Below are 17695 nucleotides of genomic sequence, written 5' to 3' on the forward strand. Positions count from 1 at the left end.
TGTTCGATTTTTGTGTCAACTACGCCGCGCCAGCGCGTTCCGCATCCGCGCGAGCGCCGACGCCCCGCGCCGCCGCGTCCGCCCGTGCACTCGCGGATCGTCCGTGACGTCGTAGCGCTTGATGTACGCGCCGAGGAACGCCTGGAGCGTCGCGGTGGCCGGAATCGCGATCAGCGCGCCCACCGCGCCGAGCAGCGCGGTGCCCGCTATGACCGATCCGAAGGAGACGGCCGGATGGATGTCCACCGTCCTCGCGGTGATCCTCGGCTGCAGCAGATAGTTCTCGAACTGCTGGTAGATCACGACGAAGACCAGCACCCAGACCGCGTACCAGGGGTTCACGGTGAACGCGATCAGCATCGGCAGGGCGCCCGCCAGATAGGTGCCGATGGTCGGGATGAACTGCGAGATCAGACCCACCCAGACGGCGAGCGCCGGGGCGTAGGGCACGCCCAGGCTCTCCAGCAGGATGTAGTGGGCGACACCGGAGATCAGCGCCATCAGCCCGCGTGAGTAGATGTAGCCGCCGGTCTTGGCGACCGCGATCTCCCAGGCGCGCAACACCTCGACCTGCCGGGTCGGCGGCAGTACGGAGCACAGGGCGCGGCGCAGCCGGGGGCCGTCGGCAGCGAAGTAGAAGGCGAACAGGGTCACCGTCAGGACCTTGAACAACCCGCCGAGCACCTGTGTGGATACGTCCAGCACATTGTCGGCGCTGTTCTTGACGTAGCTCTGCAGCCAGTCGGAGTGCAGCAGGCTGTCCTGGATCTCCAGGCGCGACAGATGCGTGTGGAAGGATTCGTTGACCCACCTGACGACCTTGTCGAGGTACTTGGGGAAGTCCGCGACCATGGTCATGATCTGGTCGGCGAGCATCGAGCCGAGCAGGGTGAAGAAGCCCGCGGTGCCAATAAGGATGCCGAGGAAGACCAGCCCCGTGGCGAGCCCCCGGCGCATACCGCGCGCGGCCATGCGGTCCACGGCGGGCTCTATCGCCAGTGCCAGGAAGAACGCGATCAGGATGTTCAGCAGCAGCCCGGTGAGCTGGTCGAAGGCCCAGGTGGCCAGCCGATAACAGGCCACCAGCGCGAGCGCGAGCACCATGGCGCGCGGCAGCCAGCGCGGCATGCGCGCGGAGGCCCGAGCAGCGGTCGGGGTGTCGTCGGCGTCGGACGAGATGGTCTCTTCGGTCGGGGCCACGGGGCAAGTGTGGCGTACCTCGGCCGAAGAAAACCGGCCACCCCTGGATCCGGGTCGCCCGGGCGCGGCCCGGGGGCCGCTCAGCGCTTGTCGTGCGGGACCTCCATCGCGGCGCACACCCCGCGCCAGACGTCCTTGGCGCTCCAGCCGGCGTCGAGCGCCTCGTGCACGGTCCGGCCGCCGAGTTGGGACATCACATGATCGCGCGCGAAGGAGTCGGCGTAGGCCGCGCCGAAGTGATCCGCCATCCGCTGCCAGAAGTCCGTCAACCGCATGTGACCAGTATCGCGCTCCCGGGGTGCACCGGAGCGCGAGCCCCCTACCGATGGTGTTTTCCGGCCTACGGTCTGTTCATGGATCGATCCGCAAGCCTCCCCTCCTCGCCGTCGTCGCCCTCGGCGGCCTCGGCGGCCTCGTCACCGTCCTCCGTGCTGTCCCGCGCCGAGCGGTTCGTCTGGCTGACCGCCCGGGTGCTGGAGCAGCGCAGATTCGCCTATCACTTCCGGGGCGCCGGTGCTGAAGCGGTGGAGACCGCGCTGGCCGCGTACCTGGGGCCCGACGGGGGCTACGGCCACGCGCTGGAGCCGGATCTGCGCGGTCCGGTCAGCCAGCCGCTGCACGCCGCGCACGCGTTACGGGTGCTCGACGGGATCGGGCGCTGCGGCGGGCAGCGGGTGGAGCGGCTGTGCCGCTATCTGACGGCCGTCTCCACCCCGGACGGCGCGCTGCCCGCGTGCCACCCCTCGCTGCGCGGCTATCCGGCGGCCCCCTGGATCCCACTGGCCGACGATCCGCCGAGCGCTCTGCTGACCACTGGGCCGGTGGTGGGGCTGCTGCACCGCAACGAGGTGTGGCACGCCTGGCTGTTCCGGGCCACGGACTTCTGCTGGGCGGCGGTCGCGGCGCTGGAGGAGGGCGCGCCGACGCATCCGTACGAAGTGGGGGCGGCCGTCGCCTTCCTCGACGGCACGCCGGACCGGGCGCGCGCCGAGGCGGCGGCCGAGCGGCTCGGCCGCCGGGTGCGCGAGCAGCGGCTGGTGGTGGTGGACCCCGAGGACACCGACGACTGCCCGCTGCCGCCGGGGTACGGCCCCGGCGAGTACACCTGTGTGCACGATGTCGCCCGTAGGCCCGGCTCGCTCGCCCGCCGCTGGTTCACCGACGCCGAGGTGGAGCGGTCGCTGGACTTCCTGGCGGCCGCGCAGCGGGAGGACGGCGGCTGGCCCGTGCGCCGGCGGGCCTGGGCTCCGGGGACCGCGCTGGAGTGGCGACCGGTGGTGACGGTGGAGGCACTGCTGACGCTGCGGGCGTACGGCCGGGCGGTCTGAGGGCCGCGCCCCGGCGTCCGGACGGTGGCAGGGCCCGGACAGCAGGGCCCGGACGGCGGGGCCGGCGATCTCCGGCCACCGCCTCTGACCTGCGAATCCGCCCATTGTCAGTGGTCAGGTGCACGATGGAGGGCATGGCAAGTCCGGCACTCGACGCATTCTCCCCGGCCACCCGCGGGTGGTTCACGGGCGCTTTCAGCGCGCCCACGGCCGCGCAGGAAGGCGCGTGGCGGGCGATCGGCGAGGAGTCGGACGCGCTGGTCGTCGCGCCGACCGGTTCGGGCAAGACCCTGGCCGCCTTCCTGGCGGCCCTGGACCAGCTGGCCGCCGAGCCTCCGCCCGCCGAGTCCAAGAAGCGCTGCCGGGTGCTGTACGTCTCCCCGATGAAGGCCCTGGCGGTGGACGTCGAGCGCAATCTCCGCAGCCCGCTCACCGGTATCCGCCAGGAAGCCGTGCGGCTGGGCCTGCCCGAGCCGGAGATCCGGGTGGGCATCCGCTCCGGCGACACCCCGGCCGCCGAGCGCCGCGCCATGGCCACCCGGCCGCCGGACATCCTCATCACCACGCCCGAGTCGCTGTTCCTGATGCTCACCTCCGCCACGCGGGAGGCGCTGCGCGGCGTGGAGACGGTGATCCTTGACGAGGTGCACGCCGTCGCGGGGACGAAGCGCGGGGCCCACCTCGCGCTGTCCCTGGAGCGGCTCGACGAGCTGCTCGAGCGCCCCGCCCGGCGGATCGGGCTGTCGGCGACCGTGCGGCCGGTGGACGAGGTGGCCCGCTTTCTGTCGCCACAGCGGAAGGCGAAGATCGTCCAGCCACCCTTGGGCAAGGAATTCGACCTGTCGGTGGTCGTCCCGGTCGAGGACCTGGGCGAGCTGGGCGGCTCCCCCGTCCAGGACGGAGAGAAGGGCGAGCGGCCGTCCATCTGGCCCCATGTGGAGGAGCGGATCGCCGATCTCGTTCAGGACCACCGCTCCACGATCGTCTTCGCGAACTCCCGCCGCCTGGCCGAGCGGCTGTGCAACCGGCTCAACGAGATCGCCTACGAGCGGGCCACCGGGGAGGCTCTTCCCGAGGACCACTCCCCCGCCGAGCTGATGGGCGGGGCGGGCGCGGCCACTGGGGCGCCCTCGCTGCTCGCCCGCGCGCACCACGGCTCGGTGTCCAAGGAGCAGCGGGCGCTGGTCGAGGAGGATCTGAAGGCCGGGCGGCTGCCCGCGGTCGTCGCCACCTCCAGCCTGGAGCTCGGCATCGACATGGGCGCGGTGGACCTGGTCGTCCAGGTCGAGTCGCCGCCGTCGGTGGCCTCCGGTCTGCAGCGGGTGGGCCGGGCCGGCCACCAGGTGGGGGCGGTCTCCACCGGCGTGGTCTTCCCGAAATACCGCGGCGACCTGGTGCAGGCGGCGGTGGTCACCGAGCGGATGCGCGAGGGCGCCATCGAGTCGCTGCGGGTGCCCGCCAACCCGCTGGACGTGCTCGCCCAGCAGCTCATCGCCATGACGGCCATGGACACCTGGGACGTGGACGAGCTGCTGGCCCTGGTCCGCCGCGCCGCGCCCTTCGCCTCGCTCCCCGAGTCGGCGTACACCTCGGTCCTGGACATGCTCGCGGGCCGCTACCCCTCCGACGCCTTCGCGGAGCTGCGGCCGCGTCTGGTGTGGGACCGCGTCGCCAATACGGTCACCGGGCGGCCGGGGGCGCAGCGGCTCGCGGTGACCTCCGGCGGCACCATCCCCGACCGCGGTCTGTTCGGCGTCTTCCTGGCCGGCGCGGACCCCAAGAAGGGCGGCGGCCGGGTCGGAGAGCTCGACGAGGAGATGGTCTACGAGTCGCGGGTGGGCGATGTGTTCACCCTCGGCACCACCTCATGGCGGATCGAGGACATCACCCGCGACCGGGTCCTGGTCTCCCCCGCCCCCGGGGTCCCCGGCCGGCTCCCCTTCTGGAAGGGCGACCAGCTCGGCCGCCCCCTTGAGCTGGGCCGTGCGCTGGGCGCGTTCCTGCGGGAGGTCGGGGCGCTGGCCCCCGAGGCCGCCCGTGCGCGGCTGCTGGCCGCGGGTCTCGACGCCTGGGCCGCCGACAATGTCATGGCGTACCTCGACGAGCAGCGCCGCGCCTGCGGACATGTGCCGGACGACCGCACCATCGTCGTGGAGCGGTTCCGCGACGAGCTGGGCGACTGGCGTGTGGTGGTCCACTCCCCCTTCGGCGCCCAGGTGCACGCCCCCTGGGCGCTCGCGCTGGGGGCGCGGCTGTCCGAGCGGTACGGGCTGGACGCCCAGGTGATGCACGCCGACGACGGCATCGTGCTGCGCCTGCCCGACGCCGAGATGATGGGCCTCGACCTGCTCGATGTGGACCCGGTGCGGCAGGGCGCGGAGTACGACGGCGAGCGGTCCCCGGTCGGCGCGGCCGATGTCGCCTTCGACAAGGGCGAGGTCGCTCAGATCGTCACCGACCAGGTCGGGGGCTCTGCCCTGTTCGCCTCCCGGTTCCGCGAATGCGCCGCCCGCGCCCTGCTGCTGCCCCGCCGCGACCCCGGCAAGCGCACCCCGCTGTGGCAGCAGCGCCAGCGGGCCGCACAGCTCCTCCAGGTGGCCAGCGAGTTCGGCTCCTTCCCGATCGTCCTCGAAGCCGTCCGCGAATGCCTTCAGGACGTCTTCGACGTCCCCGGCCTCACCGAGCTGATGGGCGACATCGAGGCCCGCCGGGTCCGGCTGGTGGAGGTGACCACCCCCGAGCCGTCCCCGTTCGCCCGCTCGCTGCTCTTCGGCTATGTGGCCCAGTTCCTGTACGAGGGCGACTCCCCGCTCGCCGAGCGCCGCGCCGCCGCCCTCTCCCTCGACTCGCGGCTGCTGGCCGAGCTGCTGGGCCAGGCCGAGCTGCGCGAGCTGCTCGACGCGGATGTCCTGGCCGAGCTGGAGCGCGAGCTGCAGTGGCTCAGCGAGGACCGCCGGGTCAAGGACACCGAGGGCGTCGCCGACGTCCTCCGGCTGCTCGGGCCGCTCACCGACGCCGAGCTCACCGAGCGCGGCGCCGAGCCGGGGTGGGCGGAGGAGCTGACGCGGACCCGGCGCGCCATCCGGGTCCGGATCGCCGGCCAGGACCACTGGGCGGCCATCGAGGACGCGGGGCGGCTGCGCGACGCGCTCGGCACGGCGCTGCCCGTCGGCGTCCCCGAGGCGTTCACCGAGCCGGTCAAGGATCCGCTCGGCGACCTGCTGGCCCGCTACGCCCGCACCCACGGCCCGTTCACCTCCGCCCAGGCCGCCGCCCGCTTCGGCCTCGGTGCGGCCGTCACCGACGGCGCCCTGCACCGCCTCGCCGCGAGCGGCCGTGTCGTCCAAGGTGAGTTCCACCCCGCCGGCATCGGCCAGGAGTGGTGCGACGCGGCCGTACTACGGCGGCTGCGGCGCCGCTCGCTGGCCGCCCTGCGCCATGAGCTCGAGCCCGTGCCGCCCTCGGCGCTCGCCGCCTTCCTCCCCCAGTGGCAGCACCTGGGCACTCACAGCCTGCGCGGCATCGACGGGCTGGTGCGCGCGATCGAGCAGCTCCAGGGTGCGCCGCTCCCCGCGTCCGCGCTGGAGAAGCTGGTCCTGCCCTCCCGGGTCAGCGACTACTCCCCGACGATGCTCGACGAGCTCACCGCCTCCGGGGAGGTCGTCTGGGCCGGGGCGGGGGCGCTGCCCGGCAAGGACGGCTGGGTCACCCTCCATCTCGCCGAGAACGCGCCGCTGCTTCTGCCCACCCCGCATCCGCTGGAGATGAGCCCCCTCCACCAGGCGGTGCTCGACGCCCTGGCCGGCGGTTACGGTCTCTTCTTCCGTCAGATCGCCGAGCAGGTCCGCGCCGCCGGGCACGAGTTCCAGGACCCCCAGCTCGCCGAGGCCCTGTGGGACCTGGCCTGGTCCGGCCGGGTCACCGGCGACACCCTCGCCCCACTCCGCTCCCTGCTCGGCTCCGGGCGTACGGCGGGCTCCACCGCCCACCGCGCCAAGCGCACGGTCCCCCGGGGGCGCTACGGCGGCCTCACGGGCCGCGCCGGCCGTCCCACCGCCTCGCGCGGCGGACCGCCCACCGTCGCCGGACGCTGGTCCCTGCTGCCGGAGCGGGAGTCCGAGCCCACCCACCGCGCGCACGCCCTGGCACACACCCTCCTGGACCGGCACGGTGTGGTCACACGCGGGGCGGTCGCTGCCGAGGGGGTCGAGGGCGGCTTCTCCGCCGCCTACCGGGTGCTGTCCGCGTTCGAGGAGACCGGCCAGGCGCGCCGCGGCTATGTGGTCGAGGGGCTGGGCGCGGCGCAGTTCGCGATGGACGGCGCGGTCGACCGGCTGCGCGCGGTCAGCACCGCCCGCGACCGCTCGGCGGCCCCCGCCGGCCCCGTCTTCGACGGTCAGCCGGGGCGCACCTCCCAGCGCGCCGTGGTCCTCGCCTCGGCCGACCCCGCCAACGCCTACGGCGCGGCCCTCCCCTGGCCCGATCCGCCCGCGGACGCGAGCCACCGGCCGGGCCGCAAGGCGGGAGCGCTGGTGGTGCTCGTCGACGGAGAGCTCGCCCTCTATATGGAGCGCGGCGGCAAGACCCTGCTCGCCTGGCCCGCGGGCGAGGCCGAGGCCGCGTCCCCCGAGGACGACGGCAGGCTCCGGGCCGCGGTCGAGGCGCTGGCCCAGTCCGCCCGCGCGGGCGGACTGGGCGCGATCACCGTCGAGCGGGTCAACGGCACCCATGCGCTCTCCTCGCCGATAGGCCGCGTCCTGGAGGCCGCGGGCTTCCATCCGACCCCCCGCGGCTTCCGGCTGCGCCCCTGAGAGGCCGGGCATGCCCGAAGGAGACAACGTCTGGCAGACGGCTCAGCGCCTGCACGGCGCCCTCGCGGGATCGCCGCTCACCGGTTGTGATCTGCGCGTCCCCCGTCTGGCGACCGCCGACCTCACCGGCCGTCGGGTCATCGAGGTCGTCTCGCGCGGCAAGCATCTGCTGACCCGTGTCGAGGGCGGGCTGACCCTCCACTCCCATCTGCGCATGGACGGCGCCTGGGAGGTGTACGGGCCCGGCGAGCGCTGGCGCGGCGGCCCTCACCATCAGATCCGCGCCATCCTCACCACGGCCGACCGCACCGCCGTCGGCTATCGCCTCCCCGTCCTCGAACTGCTCCGCACCTCCGACGAGGGCCGGGTGGTCGGCCATCTCGGCCCTGATCTGCTCGGCCCCGACTGGGATCCGGACGAGGCGCTGCGCCGACTGCTCGCCGATCCGTCCCGGCCGCTGGGCGAAGCGCTGCTGGATCAGCGCAACCTCGCGGGAATCGGCAATGTCTACAAGTCCGAGCTGTGCTTTGTGCTGCGACTCTCCCCCTGGCTGCCGATCGGTCAGGTCCCCTCCCCCGAGCGCCTGGTGGCCCTCGCCAAGGAGCTTCTGGAGGCCAACAGGAACCGGCGCGCCCGCGTCACCACGGGCCAGTCGCGCCGCGACCGCCGGCTGTGGGTGTACGGCCGCCCGGGGCGCCCCTGTCCACGCTGCGGTACGCCGGTGCGCGTCGCCGACCAGGGTCGTGCGGGCCAGGAGCGGACGACCTTCTGGTGCCCGAGCTGCCAGCCGGAGCCGTCCGCGCCAGGGTAATTGACGGCCCGTCAGATATGGTCGTACGGTCGCCCCATGACCGTCACGGCGTACGACCTCACGGGCCGCACCGCACTTCGGGCACGAGCGAGGTAGCGCCGGCCGGAACGCTGCACACCAGATGGTGCGCCCCCGGCCCGGCCGCCTCGAGCACCGCGCGCAGCGCGGCCGAGGCGCGGTCGAGTGCGGCACGGCCGATGTCGTCGCCGCAGTCGCCGCAGTCGCCCGCGCGGGAGAGCAGCGCCGTGGCGTACCCCCGGGGCTGCTGTGCTACGGCGGCGCCAAGGCCACCGTGGACCAGCTGACCAGGACCCTCGCCGCCGAGGTGGGCCGCCACGGCATCCGCGTCAACGCCGTCGCTCCCGGCTGGGTCCGTACGCCCATGACCGAGCGGAACAGCGACGAGGAGCAACGGCTGGCCGAGGAGCCCATGATGCGGCGCACTCCGCTGGGGCGGGTGGGCGAACCGGATGACATCGCGCACACGGTGCTGTGTCCGGCGTCCAACGCCTCATCGTTCACGACCGGCCGGATCCTGCGCCCGAATGGCGGACTGACGATGCCGTGGTGATCCTCTGGCCATCGCCTCCGGGCACACCACCGATCCCCGGCGGGCCGCCGCCTCCGGGCCCGTCGCTCCTGGGCGTCCTGGGCGAGGGACCGCAGTGGACCGGCAGCAGGCTCAGCCCCCAGCCGCCCACCGCGAACGCCCCCTCAACCGGACCGGTCTCCCCCGGCTGCACCGCCAGCCGTAATACGGACCACCACCACACACCGCCGAGAGCGAGCGCGAGCACCCATCGGACCGGCCTCCGGCCCCGGGTGTCGGCCCCTCCCACGGCTGCCATGACTGCCTCCTTCGGGCGACGCTAGACGCCTGTTCGCACACGGCGGGAGGGCGCACAGGAGGCACGTCAGCGCGTGTCGGACGCTCGCGCTCCTCCCAGTCTGCCCAGTCGGGCCGCGCGGCGCACCCAGAGCGAAGCGCCGGGCCGCCTGCTAGCCGCCGTTCTCCGCCTGGAACATCCAGTGGTGCTTCTCCAGGTCACGGGTGAGCCCGATGAGAATGTCCTGGGTCACCGGGTCGGGGTCGGCGGTCGCGGTGATGCGCTCCCGCATCCGCGCGATCACGGCCGCGAGCGCGTCGACCAGAATCCGTACAGCTTCCTTGTCCTCGGTCCAGCCGTCCTTGACCGCGCCGACGGCGCTGGTCGCGGCGACCGTCTGGGCCCGGCCGTCCGGAGCCACCCCGATCGCCGAGGCCCGCTCCGCCACCGTGTCGGCGTGCTCCCTGGCTGTCGCTACGACCTCGTCGAGCTGCAGATGGACCGTACGGAAACGCGGGCCGACGACCGTCCAGTGGATCTGCTTGCCCACCAGGTGAAGGTCGACGAGGTCAACGAGGGCGCCTTGCAGGGCATCGCTGACGACCTTGAGGTTCTCCTCCGCGAGCGGACTCTTCACCACAGCCATCCACTTCCTCCATTTCGACCGTTTAGCCCCCCTGATTACCTCTTTTCATCAGCCAGGTGACCCGAAAACGGCCGGACAAACATCGAGCCCCGGCCGGTATGGATACCGACCGGGGCTCACAGAGCTTCTGGACCGTCCATGCGGGCCCTCAGGCCGCCACGACGTCCACGGCATCCGCGGTGGACGACTTGATGGTCACCCGCTCCTCCGGGACGCCCGTCACGGACGACACGGAGACGGAATTGAGCATGGGCCGCATCGGCGCGGGCACCTTCTCGGTCGCCGCGGCCGACTCCGCCAGCTCCGCGAGCGACAGCTCATCGCTGACCTCGCGCATGACCTGCGACATCCGTACCTCCAGGGCGTCACAGATCGCCGACAGCAGCTCGGATGAGGCTTCCTTCTGCCCCCGCTCGACCTCTGATAGATAGCCGAGCGACACTCGGGCGGACGAGGAAACCTCGCGCAGAGTACGGCCCTGGCGCTGGCGCTGCCGACGCAGCACGTCACCCAGCAGGCGACGGAGCAGAATCATCGCTGGCTCCCTCCTCGGACCTCGGACCCGGATCCTTCACGCACCACCGTACCGCCTCCGGCTGCGCCCGTGCGGGGAGCGATGTCGTGTTCACTCAGGGCTGCAAACATCAAATCCCGCCGTATTGTTCCGTATCCTGTGCCCCCGCTGTTGCGATCAATTCGCTGAGCAGCAGCTTGACTGCGGCACGAACGCTGTGTGCGCGGATTCCGGCGCGGTCTCCTTCGAACCTGTGCGCGGCCCCGGCCATCCTGCCCGAGGGCCCCGCGACCGCCACGTGGACGGTGCCCACGGGCTGGCCGTCCTGCGGTGTGGGACCGGCCACACCGGTGGTCGCCACGCCCCAGTCGGCGCCCAGCGCACGCCGTACGCCCCGGGCCATCTGCCGGGCCACCTCCGGATCGACCGCCCCGCGCTCGGCCAGCAGGGCGGCGTCCACGCCCAGCAGCCGGTGCTTGAGGTCGGTGGCGTACGCGGTCACGGAGCCGCGGAAGGAGCGGGACGCGCCGTCCACGGCGGTCAGCTCGGCGGCCACCAGACCGCCCGTGAGCGACTCGGCGACGGCCACGGTCTGCCCGCGCCGCTCCAGCAGCGCCAGCGCCTCGGCCGCCGCGCCCCGGCCGGACGCCGTCCCGCCGGGCGCCGCCGCGCCGCCGCTCACTGCGCGCACTCCTCCGCCGCGCGGCCGGCCCGGCGCAGCACGATCGCCTGCCGGACGTAGTCGAGACCGGTGACGACGGTCAGCGCGACGGCCACGGCCATCACCCAGAAGCGCAGCGTGGCCAGCGGCCCGGTCAGCGCCAGGATGTACATCCCGACCGCCGTGCCCTGCACGAGGGTCTTCATCTTCCCGCCGCGGCTGGCCGGGATGACCCCGATCCTGATCACCCAGAACCGCATCAGGGTGATCCCGATCTCACGGAAGAGGATCACGCCCGTCACCCACCAGGGCAGATCGGACAGGGCCGACAGACAGATCAGGGCCGCGCCCATGATCGCCTTGTCCGCGATCGGGTCGGCGATCTTGCCGAAGTCGGTGACCAGGTTGTACCGGCGGGCCAGATGACCGTCGAAGAGATCGGTGATCATGGCGACGGCGAAGGCCGCCCACGCGAAGGCGCGCCAGGCCGGGTCGTATCCGCCGTTGTGCAGCAACAGCAGCACGAACCCGGGCACGAGGAGCAGTCGCACCATGGTGAGGATGTTGGCGATGTTCCACAGTCCGGCGGGCCGGACGGCCGCGGCCGGACGGTGGTGGCCCCCCGCGGCGGAGGCCGGGACGCCGGTCATCTGTCCGCCTCCTCGGTACACCCGCCGCCGCTTCGCTCCAGCGGCTCAAGCGGCTCAAGCGGCTCCGCGACGAGGTCCACTCCCTCCGTCGCGATCACCTTCGCTTCGACCATACGGCCCACCGCCGGTGTCCCGCCGGTGCTCAGCAGCGTCTGGCCATCGGTCTCCGGCGCCTGGTGGGCGCCACGGCCCAGGACGGCCCCGGTGTCGTCGATCTCCTCCACCATCACCTCGACGATCTCGCCGAGCCGCTCCTCCGCCCGCTGGGCGGTGAGCTCCTCCGCGAGCCGCGAGATGTGCTCGAGGCGCTCCGCGACCACATCGGGGTCGACCTTGTTCTCGTAGCCGGCGGCCTCGGTGCCGTCCTCGTCCGAGTACCCGAAGACGCCGATCGCGTCCAGCCGCGCCTCGCTGATGAAGCGCTCCAGCTCGGCCAGGTCCTCCTCGGTCTCGCCGGGGAAGCCGACGATGAAGTTCGACCGGGCGCCCGCCTGCGGCGCCTTGCCTCTGATCTGGGCCAGCAGCTCCAGGAACCGGTCGGTGTCCCCGAAGCGCCGCATGGCCCGCAGCACGCCCGGCGCCGAGTGCTGGAAGGACAGATCGAAGTACGGCGCGACCTTCTCGGTCGAGGTCAGCACGTCGATCAGCCCGGGACGCATCTCGGCGGGCTGCAGATAGCTGACCCGGATCCGCTCGATGCCGTCCACCGCGGCGAGCTCCGGCAGCAGCGTCTCCAGCAGCCGGATGTCGCCGAGGTCCTTGCCGTACGAGGTGTTGTTCTCGGAGACCAGCATGACCTCCTTCACACCCTGCTCGGCCAGCCAGCGGGTCTCGCCCAGCACATCGGAGGGGCGGCGCGAGATGAAGGAGCCACGGAAGGACGGGATGGCACAGAACGAGCACCGCCGGTCGCAGCCGGAGGCCAGCTTCACCGAGGCGACCGGGCTGCTGTCCAGTCTGCGGCGCAGCGGGGCCCGTGGCCCGGAGGCCGGGGCCACACCGGCGGGCAGATCCTCGGGCGGGGTGTCCTGGGCGTGGCCGGGCAGCGCCACGGCGGAGGCGTCCTGCCGCTCGGCCGGGCTGATCGGCAGCAGCTTGCGGCGGTCGCGGGGGGTGTGGGAGGCGTGGACGCCGCCGGAGAGGATGGTCTGCAGCCGGTCGGAGATATCGGCGTAATCGTCGAAGCCGAGCACCCCGTCGGCCTCGGGCAGCGCCTCCGCGAGCTCCTTGCCGTAGCGCTCGGCCATGCAGCCGACGGCCACCACGGCCTGGGTACGGCCGTGGTCCTTCAGGTCTCGCGCCTCCAGCAGGGCGTCGACCGAGTCCTTCTTGGCGGCTTCGACGAAACCACAGGTGTTGACGACGGCCACGTCCGCGTCGGCGGCTTCCTCGACGAGCTCCCAGCCGTCCGCCGCCAAGCGGCCTGCGAGCTCCTCCGAGTCCACCTCGTTACGGGCGCAGCCAAGGGTGACAAGGGCGACAGTGCGGCGTTCGGGCATGGGCTCAGACTACTTTGTCGCAGCCCCTGCCCCCGCTGGCAGGGCTCCGGACCGCCGGCGGCTCAGCCCGCCTCGGGATCTCCCTTGGTGTAGCTCAGCCGCTGGACCGCCCCGCTGGTGCCCACGTTCTTCACTTCCTTGCCGTTCACGAACAGCTTGATCGCCCCGGCGTTCCCGAGCACCAGGTCGATGCGCTTGCTGTCACTGAACGTCTTGGAGTCACCCTCCCGCAGCACGCCCTCCCCGATCAGCCGCCCGTTGTGGTCCTGGGCGGAGATCCAGCTCTGGCCGCCCTCGGCGGTCAGCTTGACCGTGACCTTGTCCGCCGGGACGCCCGCGATGGCGCTGTCGGACGGCTCGGGCTTCTGCTGGGCGGGCTTGCTGGGGGCGGCGCTGTTGGTGGGGGCGGAGGCGCTGGGCTTGGGCGACGAGGAGTTCTCGGCGACCGTCCCGCCGTCGCCCTTGTCGCCACCACTGATAAGCGTGAAGCCGACGAATCCGACGACGGCGACGATCGCGGCGACCATCGCGGCCGTCCAATTGGGGCGCCGGGGCTCGGGACGGATTCGCTCGGCCTCGAACAGCGGCGCCGGTGCGGTCGGCGTGGGCCGGCCGCCGTGTTCGGCGTCGAACTGCGCGATCAGACCGTCCGGATTGAGGCCGACGGCGCGCGCGAGCACACGGATATGCCCTCTGGCATACACATCGCCACCGCAGCGCGAGAAGTCGTCCTGCTCGATCCCCCGCACGATGGCGGTGCGCACCCGGGTCGAGGAACTGACCTCGTCGACGGTCAGCCCTGCGGCGATACGGGCCTGCTGGAGGGCGCGACCGACGGAAGGCCGGTCGTCTTCGGGGGAGTTGCCGTCTTCGGGAGAGTTGCCGATGGACACGGGGGCGCCTTTCGAGCGTGAGCCACCTGCTGGAGGTTCAGTCTAGGGGTGGGGCGAAAGGGTGGGGCAAGCGGGAGGACGGAGTTTGTCCGCCATCGGGATTGCCCTGCGAGCATGATTATGGGTTCTCACTCCGCCACCTCCCTCAACTTGACGTCTCGGCAGGGGAAACGGTTGCCCACCGAACCCTTACGAGTGAGCCTTACCGCGGATCACGTCGAGCACGCCATCCAATTCGTCCGGCTTGACGAGCACATCGCGCGCCTTGGAGCCCTCGCTCGGTCCGACGACCCCGCGCGACTCCATGAGATCCATCAGCCGCCCCGCCTTGGCGAAACCCACCCGCAGCTTGCGCTGAAGCATGGATGTCGAGCCGAACTGGGTGGAAACCACCAGCTCAGCGGCCTGACACAGCAGATCGAGATCATCGCCGATGTCCTCGTCGATCTCCTTCTTCTTCGCCGTCCCGACCGTCACGTCATCGCGGAAGACGGGCGCCATCTGCTGCTTGCAGTGCGCGACGACCGCCTCGACCTCGGTCTCGGTGACATAGGCGCCCTGCATCCGGACCGGTTTGTTCGCGCCCATCGGCAGAAAGAGGCCGTCGCCCTTGCCGATCAGCTTCTCGGCGCCGGGCTGGTCCAGGATCACGCGGCTGTCGGCCAGCGAGGAGGTGGCGAAGGCGAGCCGCGAGGGCACATTGGCCTTGATCAGACCGGTGACGACGTCCACGGAAGGACGCTGGGTGGCCAGCACCAGATGGATCCCGGCGGCCCGCGCGAGCTGGGTGATCCGCACGATCGAGTCCTCGACGTCCCGCGGCGCGACCATCATCAGGTCCGCCAGCTCGTCGACGATCACGAGCAGATACGGATAGGGCTTGAGCTCCCGCTCACTGCCCTCGGGCTGCTTCACCTTGCCGCTGCGGATGGCCGCGTTGAAGTCGTCGATATGACGGAAGCCGAACGCCGCGAGGTCGTCGTAGCGCAGATCCATCTCGCGCACGACCCACTGGAGCGCCTCGGCGGCCCGCTTCGGGTTGGTGATGATCGGTGTGATCAGATGCGGAATGCCCTCGTACGCGGTCAGCTCCACGCGCTTGGGGTCGACCAAGACCAACCGGACGTCGTCCGGGGTGGCACGGATCATGATCGATGTGATCAGGCAGTTGATGCAGGACGACTTACCGGAACCGGTTGCGCCCGCCACCAGCACATGCGGCATGGCGGCCAGATTGGCCGCCACATAGCCCCCTTCGACGTCCTTGCCGAGGCCGACGAGCATCGGGTGGTCGTCGCCGACGGAGTCCGCCGAGCGCAGCACATCGCCCAGGTTGACCATCTCGCGGTCGCTGTTGGGGATTTCGATGCCGACCGCCGACTTGCCGGGAATCGGGCTGATGATCCGCACATCGGGGCTGGCGACCGCGTACGCGATGTTCTTGGTCAGCGCAGTGATCCGCTCGACCTTCACGGCCGGGCCCAGCTCCACCTCGTACCGGGTGACCGTCGGGCCGCGGGTGAAGCCGGTGACGGCGGCGTCCACCTTGAACTCCGTGAACACCTTCGTCAGCGAGTCCACGACGGCGTCGTTGGCGGCGCTGCGCGTCTTGCCCGGGCCGCCGCGCTCCAGCAGGTCGAGCGAGGGCAGCGAGTAGGTGATGTCGCCGGAGAGCTGGAGTTGCTCGGCGCGCGGCGGCAGCGGCTCGCTCGTCTCGACGGCGGGCCGGGTGAGATCGGGAACGACGGACCGGTGCGCTTCCCCGGCGCCGCCCGTACGGCCCTTCCTGCCCGCCGCCTTGCGGGGGGCCTCCCCGGGCGCTTGATCGGCGTCCCGCGCGGTCGGCACCCCGCCGCTGCCGTCGCCGGTGTCGCGCTCGCCCGAGATCCCGCTGCTGAGCCCGGCGACGAGCGGCGAGGGGTGTACGCCGTGCAGGACGGCCCCGTCCAGCGATGCGGCAGCGGCGGCCGCCACGTCCACGGCGTCCACGGGGCGGTCCAGCGCGGGCTGCGCGGACGACGCACGGCGCGGCCGCCGGCGTTTGCGCAGCGCCTCCTGATCGTCCTGCTCCGGGCCGCTCCCGCCGTCCGGGCCCTCGGTGGCAGGCGAGGTCCTCCGAGGCCGCCTGGCGGGCGTCTCGCGCCATTCCTCGGCGTACTCGGCGTCCGCGGCGTAGGCGCTCTCGTCGTCCTGTACCAGGCCGAGCCTGATGCCCAGCTGCCGCAGCCGCTGCGGAATGGCGGCGACCGGTGTCGCGGTGACGACCAGCAGTCCGAAGACGGTGAGCAGCACCAGCAGTGGTACGGCCAGCACCTCGCTCATCGCGTAGATCAGCGGCTTGGAGACGGCCCAGCCGATCAGACCGCCCGCGTCCTGGATCGCCTCGGTGCCCTGGCCGCGCCCGGGCGCCCCGCAGGCGATGTGCACCTGCCCGAGGACGCCGATGACCAGCGCCGACAGGCCGATGACGATGCGTCCGTTGGCCTCGGGCCGCTCGGGGTGGAGGAACAGCCGGCCGGCGATGGTGCCCAGCAGTATCGGCACGATCAGGTCGAGGCGGCCGAAGGCGCCGGTGACCAGCATCTCGACCAGATCGCCAACCGGTCCGTCCAGATTCGACCAGGTGCCCGCGGCGACGATCAGGGCGAGCGCGAGCAGCAGCAGCGCGCTGCCGTCCTTGCGATGGGCCGGATCGAGTCCCTTGGCGCCACGTCCTATGCCGCGAAACAATGCCGCGACGGCGCGCGCCAGGCCCATCCACACGGCGCGCACGGCGCGGTAGACCCCGCTGGTGGGGTTCGGCGCCGCCGGCGGCGCGGCCTTCCTCGGGGCGGCCTTCTTCACGGGCGCGGCGGACCTCTTGGCGGGCGCCTTCTTGGCCGCCGCCTTCTTCGCTGGGGACTTCTGCGCGGCGCCTCCGGGCTGCCCGGCGCGCTTCTTCGAGGTGCCCGCCGTGCTCTGGGAACCCTTGCCGGACGTACGAGAGGCCATGGGGCGAGATTACCCGCGTCCGCCGCACGGAGCACGTATCGCGGGGGTATCAGGCACCACTGGCGTCACACCCGGTTCGCGCACCGACGAGGCGTGAGACGACCGTGACAGGATGTCAAAGGGCTGGTGACCGGTCGGCGATGGGAGACCGGGGTGAGGCGGCGGTGACCGCTCAGTTCTGCGAGGGGACCTGGCCGGCTCCGCTGCCGGCGCCCGGCTCCAGCGCGTCCAGCGCGCGCCGCAGGCCGGTCAGCTTGCGCTCCAGATGGGCCGCGGTGGCCACGGCGGCGGCGTCGGCCGACTCGTCCAGTTGCTTGGACAGCGCCTCGGCCTGCTCCTCGACGGCGGCGAGCCGCGCGGACAGCTCGGCGAGCAGCCCCGCCGACTCCTTGGCCTCCCCGGCGGCGGGCTGGCCGCCCTCCAACTGCAGCCGCAGCAACGACGCCTGCTCCCGCAGCTGGCAGTTCTTCATGTAGAGATCGACGAAGACCGAGACCTTGGCTCTGAGCACCCAGGGGTCGAACGGTTTGGAGATGTAGTCGACCGCGCCGGCCGCATAGCCCCGGAAGGTGTGGTGCGGACCGTGGTTGATCGCCGTGAGGAAGATGATCGGAATATCGCGGGTCCGCTCCCGGCGCTTGATGTGCGCCGCGGTCTCGAAACCGTCCATGCCCGGCATCTGGACATCCAGCAGGATCACCGCGAAGTCGTCCGTCAACAGCGCCTTGAGCGCTTCTTCCCCTGACGATGCCCGTACCAGGGTCTGATCGAGCGCGGAGAGAATGGCCTCCAGCGCCAGCAGATTCTCCGGCCGGTCATCGACCAGGAGGATCTTGGCCTTCTGCACCATGCCCCGTCCTCCTC

Annotated in this window: 14 protein-coding genes and 1 pseudogene; 4 read left to right on the top strand and 11 right to left on the bottom strand. The window is 72.1% G+C overall.

What is annotated here, in order from left to right; genetic code table 11:
• Positions 1 to 15: 15 nt before the first annotated feature.
• Both ABZS71_RS04400 and ABZS71_RS04405 read right to left on the bottom strand, forming a co-directional pair.
• A complete protein-coding gene (locus ABZS71_RS04400) occupies positions 16 to 1200 on the bottom strand; it encodes an AI-2E family transporter (RefSeq protein WP_356207510.1) in 1185 nt (394 codons plus the stop codon).
• 80 nt (positions 1201 to 1280) lie between these two features.
• Positions 1281 to 1475, bottom strand: a complete 195-nt coding sequence (locus tag ABZS71_RS04405) for a DUF3046 domain-containing protein (RefSeq protein ID WP_355846183.1) — start codon at positions 1473 to 1475, stop codon at positions 1281 to 1283.
• Positions 1476 to 1553: 78 nt separating this feature from the next.
• Here ABZS71_RS04405 and ABZS71_RS04410 point away from each other — a divergent pair, with 78 nt between their 5' ends.
• The 4 genes and pseudogenes from ABZS71_RS04410 to ABZS71_RS04425 all read left to right on the top strand — a co-directional run.
• Positions 1554 to 2528, top strand: a complete 975-nt coding sequence (locus ABZS71_RS04410) for a hypothetical protein (RefSeq protein WP_356207511.1) — start codon at positions 1554 to 1556, stop codon at positions 2526 to 2528.
• A 134-nt stretch (positions 2529 to 2662) separates the two neighbouring features.
• Positions 2663 to 7339 (top strand): ATP-dependent helicase, encoded by a 4677-nt coding sequence (locus ABZS71_RS04415; protein WP_356207512.1) that lies wholly within the window; start codon positions 2663 to 2665, stop codon positions 7337 to 7339.
• Between the two features lie 10 nt (positions 7340 to 7349).
• Positions 7350 to 8150 (top strand): DNA-formamidopyrimidine glycosylase family protein, encoded by an 801-nt coding sequence (locus ABZS71_RS04420; RefSeq protein ID WP_355846192.1) that lies wholly within the window; start codon positions 7350 to 7352, stop codon positions 8148 to 8150.
• A gap of 256 nt (positions 8151 to 8406) precedes the next feature.
• Positions 8407 to 8721 (top strand): annotated as a pseudogene (locus ABZS71_RS04425) (SDR family oxidoreductase); the annotation flags it as partial.
• Here ABZS71_RS04425 and ABZS71_RS04430 read toward each other — a convergent pair.
• The 9 genes from ABZS71_RS04430 to ABZS71_RS04470 all read right to left on the bottom strand — a co-directional run bounded on the left by ABZS71_RS04430 (position 8669) and on the right by ABZS71_RS04470 (position 17681).
• Positions 8669 to 8998, bottom strand: coding sequence for a hypothetical protein (locus tag ABZS71_RS04430; protein ID WP_355859825.1), 330 nt, complete (start codon positions 8996 to 8998; stop codon positions 8669 to 8671). The pseudogene ABZS71_RS04425 and the gene ABZS71_RS04430 overlap by 53 nt on opposite strands.
• 151 nt (positions 8999 to 9149) lie before the next feature.
• Entirely contained in the window at positions 9150 to 9623 is a 474-nt protein-coding gene (locus ABZS71_RS04435; protein ID WP_355859823.1) for a DNA starvation/stationary phase protection protein, read from the bottom strand.
• Positions 9624 to 9771: 148 nt separating this feature from the next.
• Positions 9772 to 10158, bottom strand: coding sequence for a helix-turn-helix transcriptional regulator (locus tag ABZS71_RS04440; protein ID WP_355859821.1), 387 nt, complete (start codon positions 10156 to 10158; stop codon positions 9772 to 9774).
• 109 nt (positions 10159 to 10267) lie between these two features.
• Positions 10268 to 10819, bottom strand: coding sequence for a CinA family protein (locus tag ABZS71_RS04445; RefSeq protein ID WP_356207513.1), 552 nt, complete (start codon positions 10817 to 10819; stop codon positions 10268 to 10270).
• The gene (pgsA, locus tag ABZS71_RS04450) at positions 10816 to 11448 is read right to left on the bottom strand and encodes a CDP-diacylglycerol--glycerol-3-phosphate 3-phosphatidyltransferase (RefSeq protein WP_355859817.1); all 633 of its coding nucleotides are present in this window, start codon (positions 11446 to 11448) and stop codon (positions 10816 to 10818) included. The genes ABZS71_RS04445 and pgsA overlap by 4 nt, the downstream gene beginning before the upstream one ends.
• On the bottom strand, positions 11445 to 12947 hold the full coding sequence (gene rimO, locus ABZS71_RS04455) for a 30S ribosomal protein S12 methylthiotransferase RimO (RefSeq protein WP_356207515.1): 1503 nt from the start codon (positions 12945 to 12947) through the stop codon (positions 11445 to 11447). Before rimO ends, pgsA begins: the two co-directional genes overlap by 4 nt.
• A 62-nt stretch (positions 12948 to 13009) precedes the next feature.
• A complete protein-coding gene (locus ABZS71_RS04460; protein WP_355859813.1) occupies positions 13010 to 13840 on the bottom strand; it encodes a helix-turn-helix domain-containing protein in 831 nt (276 codons plus the stop codon).
• Between the two features lie 189 nt (positions 13841 to 14029).
• Complete coding sequence (locus ABZS71_RS04465; RefSeq protein WP_356207517.1) at positions 14030 to 16831, bottom strand: DNA translocase FtsK; 2802 nt, start codon at positions 16829 to 16831, stop codon at positions 14030 to 14032.
• A 172-nt stretch (positions 16832 to 17003) separates the two neighbouring features.
• A complete protein-coding gene (locus ABZS71_RS04470; protein ID WP_020868040.1) occupies positions 17004 to 17681 on the bottom strand; it encodes a response regulator in 678 nt (225 codons plus the stop codon).
• Between the last annotated feature and the right edge of the window lie 14 nt (positions 17682 to 17695).

This window comes from Streptomyces sp. NPDC005393, from assembly GCF_040606675.1.
Lineage (GTDB): Bacteria > Actinomycetota > Actinomycetes > Streptomycetales > Streptomycetaceae > Streptomyces.

Excerpts from the sequence above, each read along its gene's own strand:
- ABZS71_RS04405 (WP_355846183.1), bottom strand. The coding sequence starts at position 1,475 with ATGCGGTTGACGGACTTCTGGCAGCGGATGGCGGATCACTTCGGCGCG.
- ABZS71_RS04410 (WP_356207511.1), top strand. The coding sequence starts at position 1,554 with ATGGATCGATCCGCAAGCCTCCCCTCCTCGCCGTCGTCGCCCTCGGCG.
- ABZS71_RS04415 (WP_356207512.1), top strand. The coding sequence starts at position 2,663 with ATGGCAAGTCCGGCACTCGACGCATTCTCCCCGGCCACCCGCGGGTGG.
- ABZS71_RS04420 (WP_355846192.1), top strand. The coding sequence starts at position 7,350 with ATGCCCGAAGGAGACAACGTCTGGCAGACGGCTCAGCGCCTGCACGGC.
- ABZS71_RS04430 (WP_355859825.1), bottom strand. The coding sequence starts at position 8,998 with ATGGCAGCCGTGGGAGGGGCCGACACCCGGGGCCGGAGGCCGGTCCGA.
- ABZS71_RS04435 (WP_355859823.1), bottom strand. The coding sequence starts at position 9,623 with ATGGCTGTGGTGAAGAGTCCGCTCGCGGAGGAGAACCTCAAGGTCGTC.
- ABZS71_RS04440 (WP_355859821.1), bottom strand. The coding sequence starts at position 10,158 with ATGATTCTGCTCCGTCGCCTGCTGGGTGACGTGCTGCGTCGGCAGCGC.
- pgsA (WP_355859817.1), bottom strand. The coding sequence starts at position 11,448 with ATGACCGGCGTCCCGGCCTCCGCCGCGGGGGGCCACCACCGTCCGGCC.
- rimO (WP_356207515.1), bottom strand. The coding sequence starts at position 12,947 with ATGCCCGAACGCCGCACTGTCGCCCTTGTCACCCTTGGCTGCGCCCGT.
- ABZS71_RS04465 (WP_356207517.1), bottom strand. The coding sequence starts at position 16,831 with ATGGCCTCTCGTACGTCCGGCAAGGGTTCCCAGAGCACGGCGGGCACC.
- ABZS71_RS04470 (WP_020868040.1), bottom strand. The coding sequence starts at position 17,681 with ATGGTGCAGAAGGCCAAGATCCTCCTGGTCGATGACCGGCCGGAGAAT.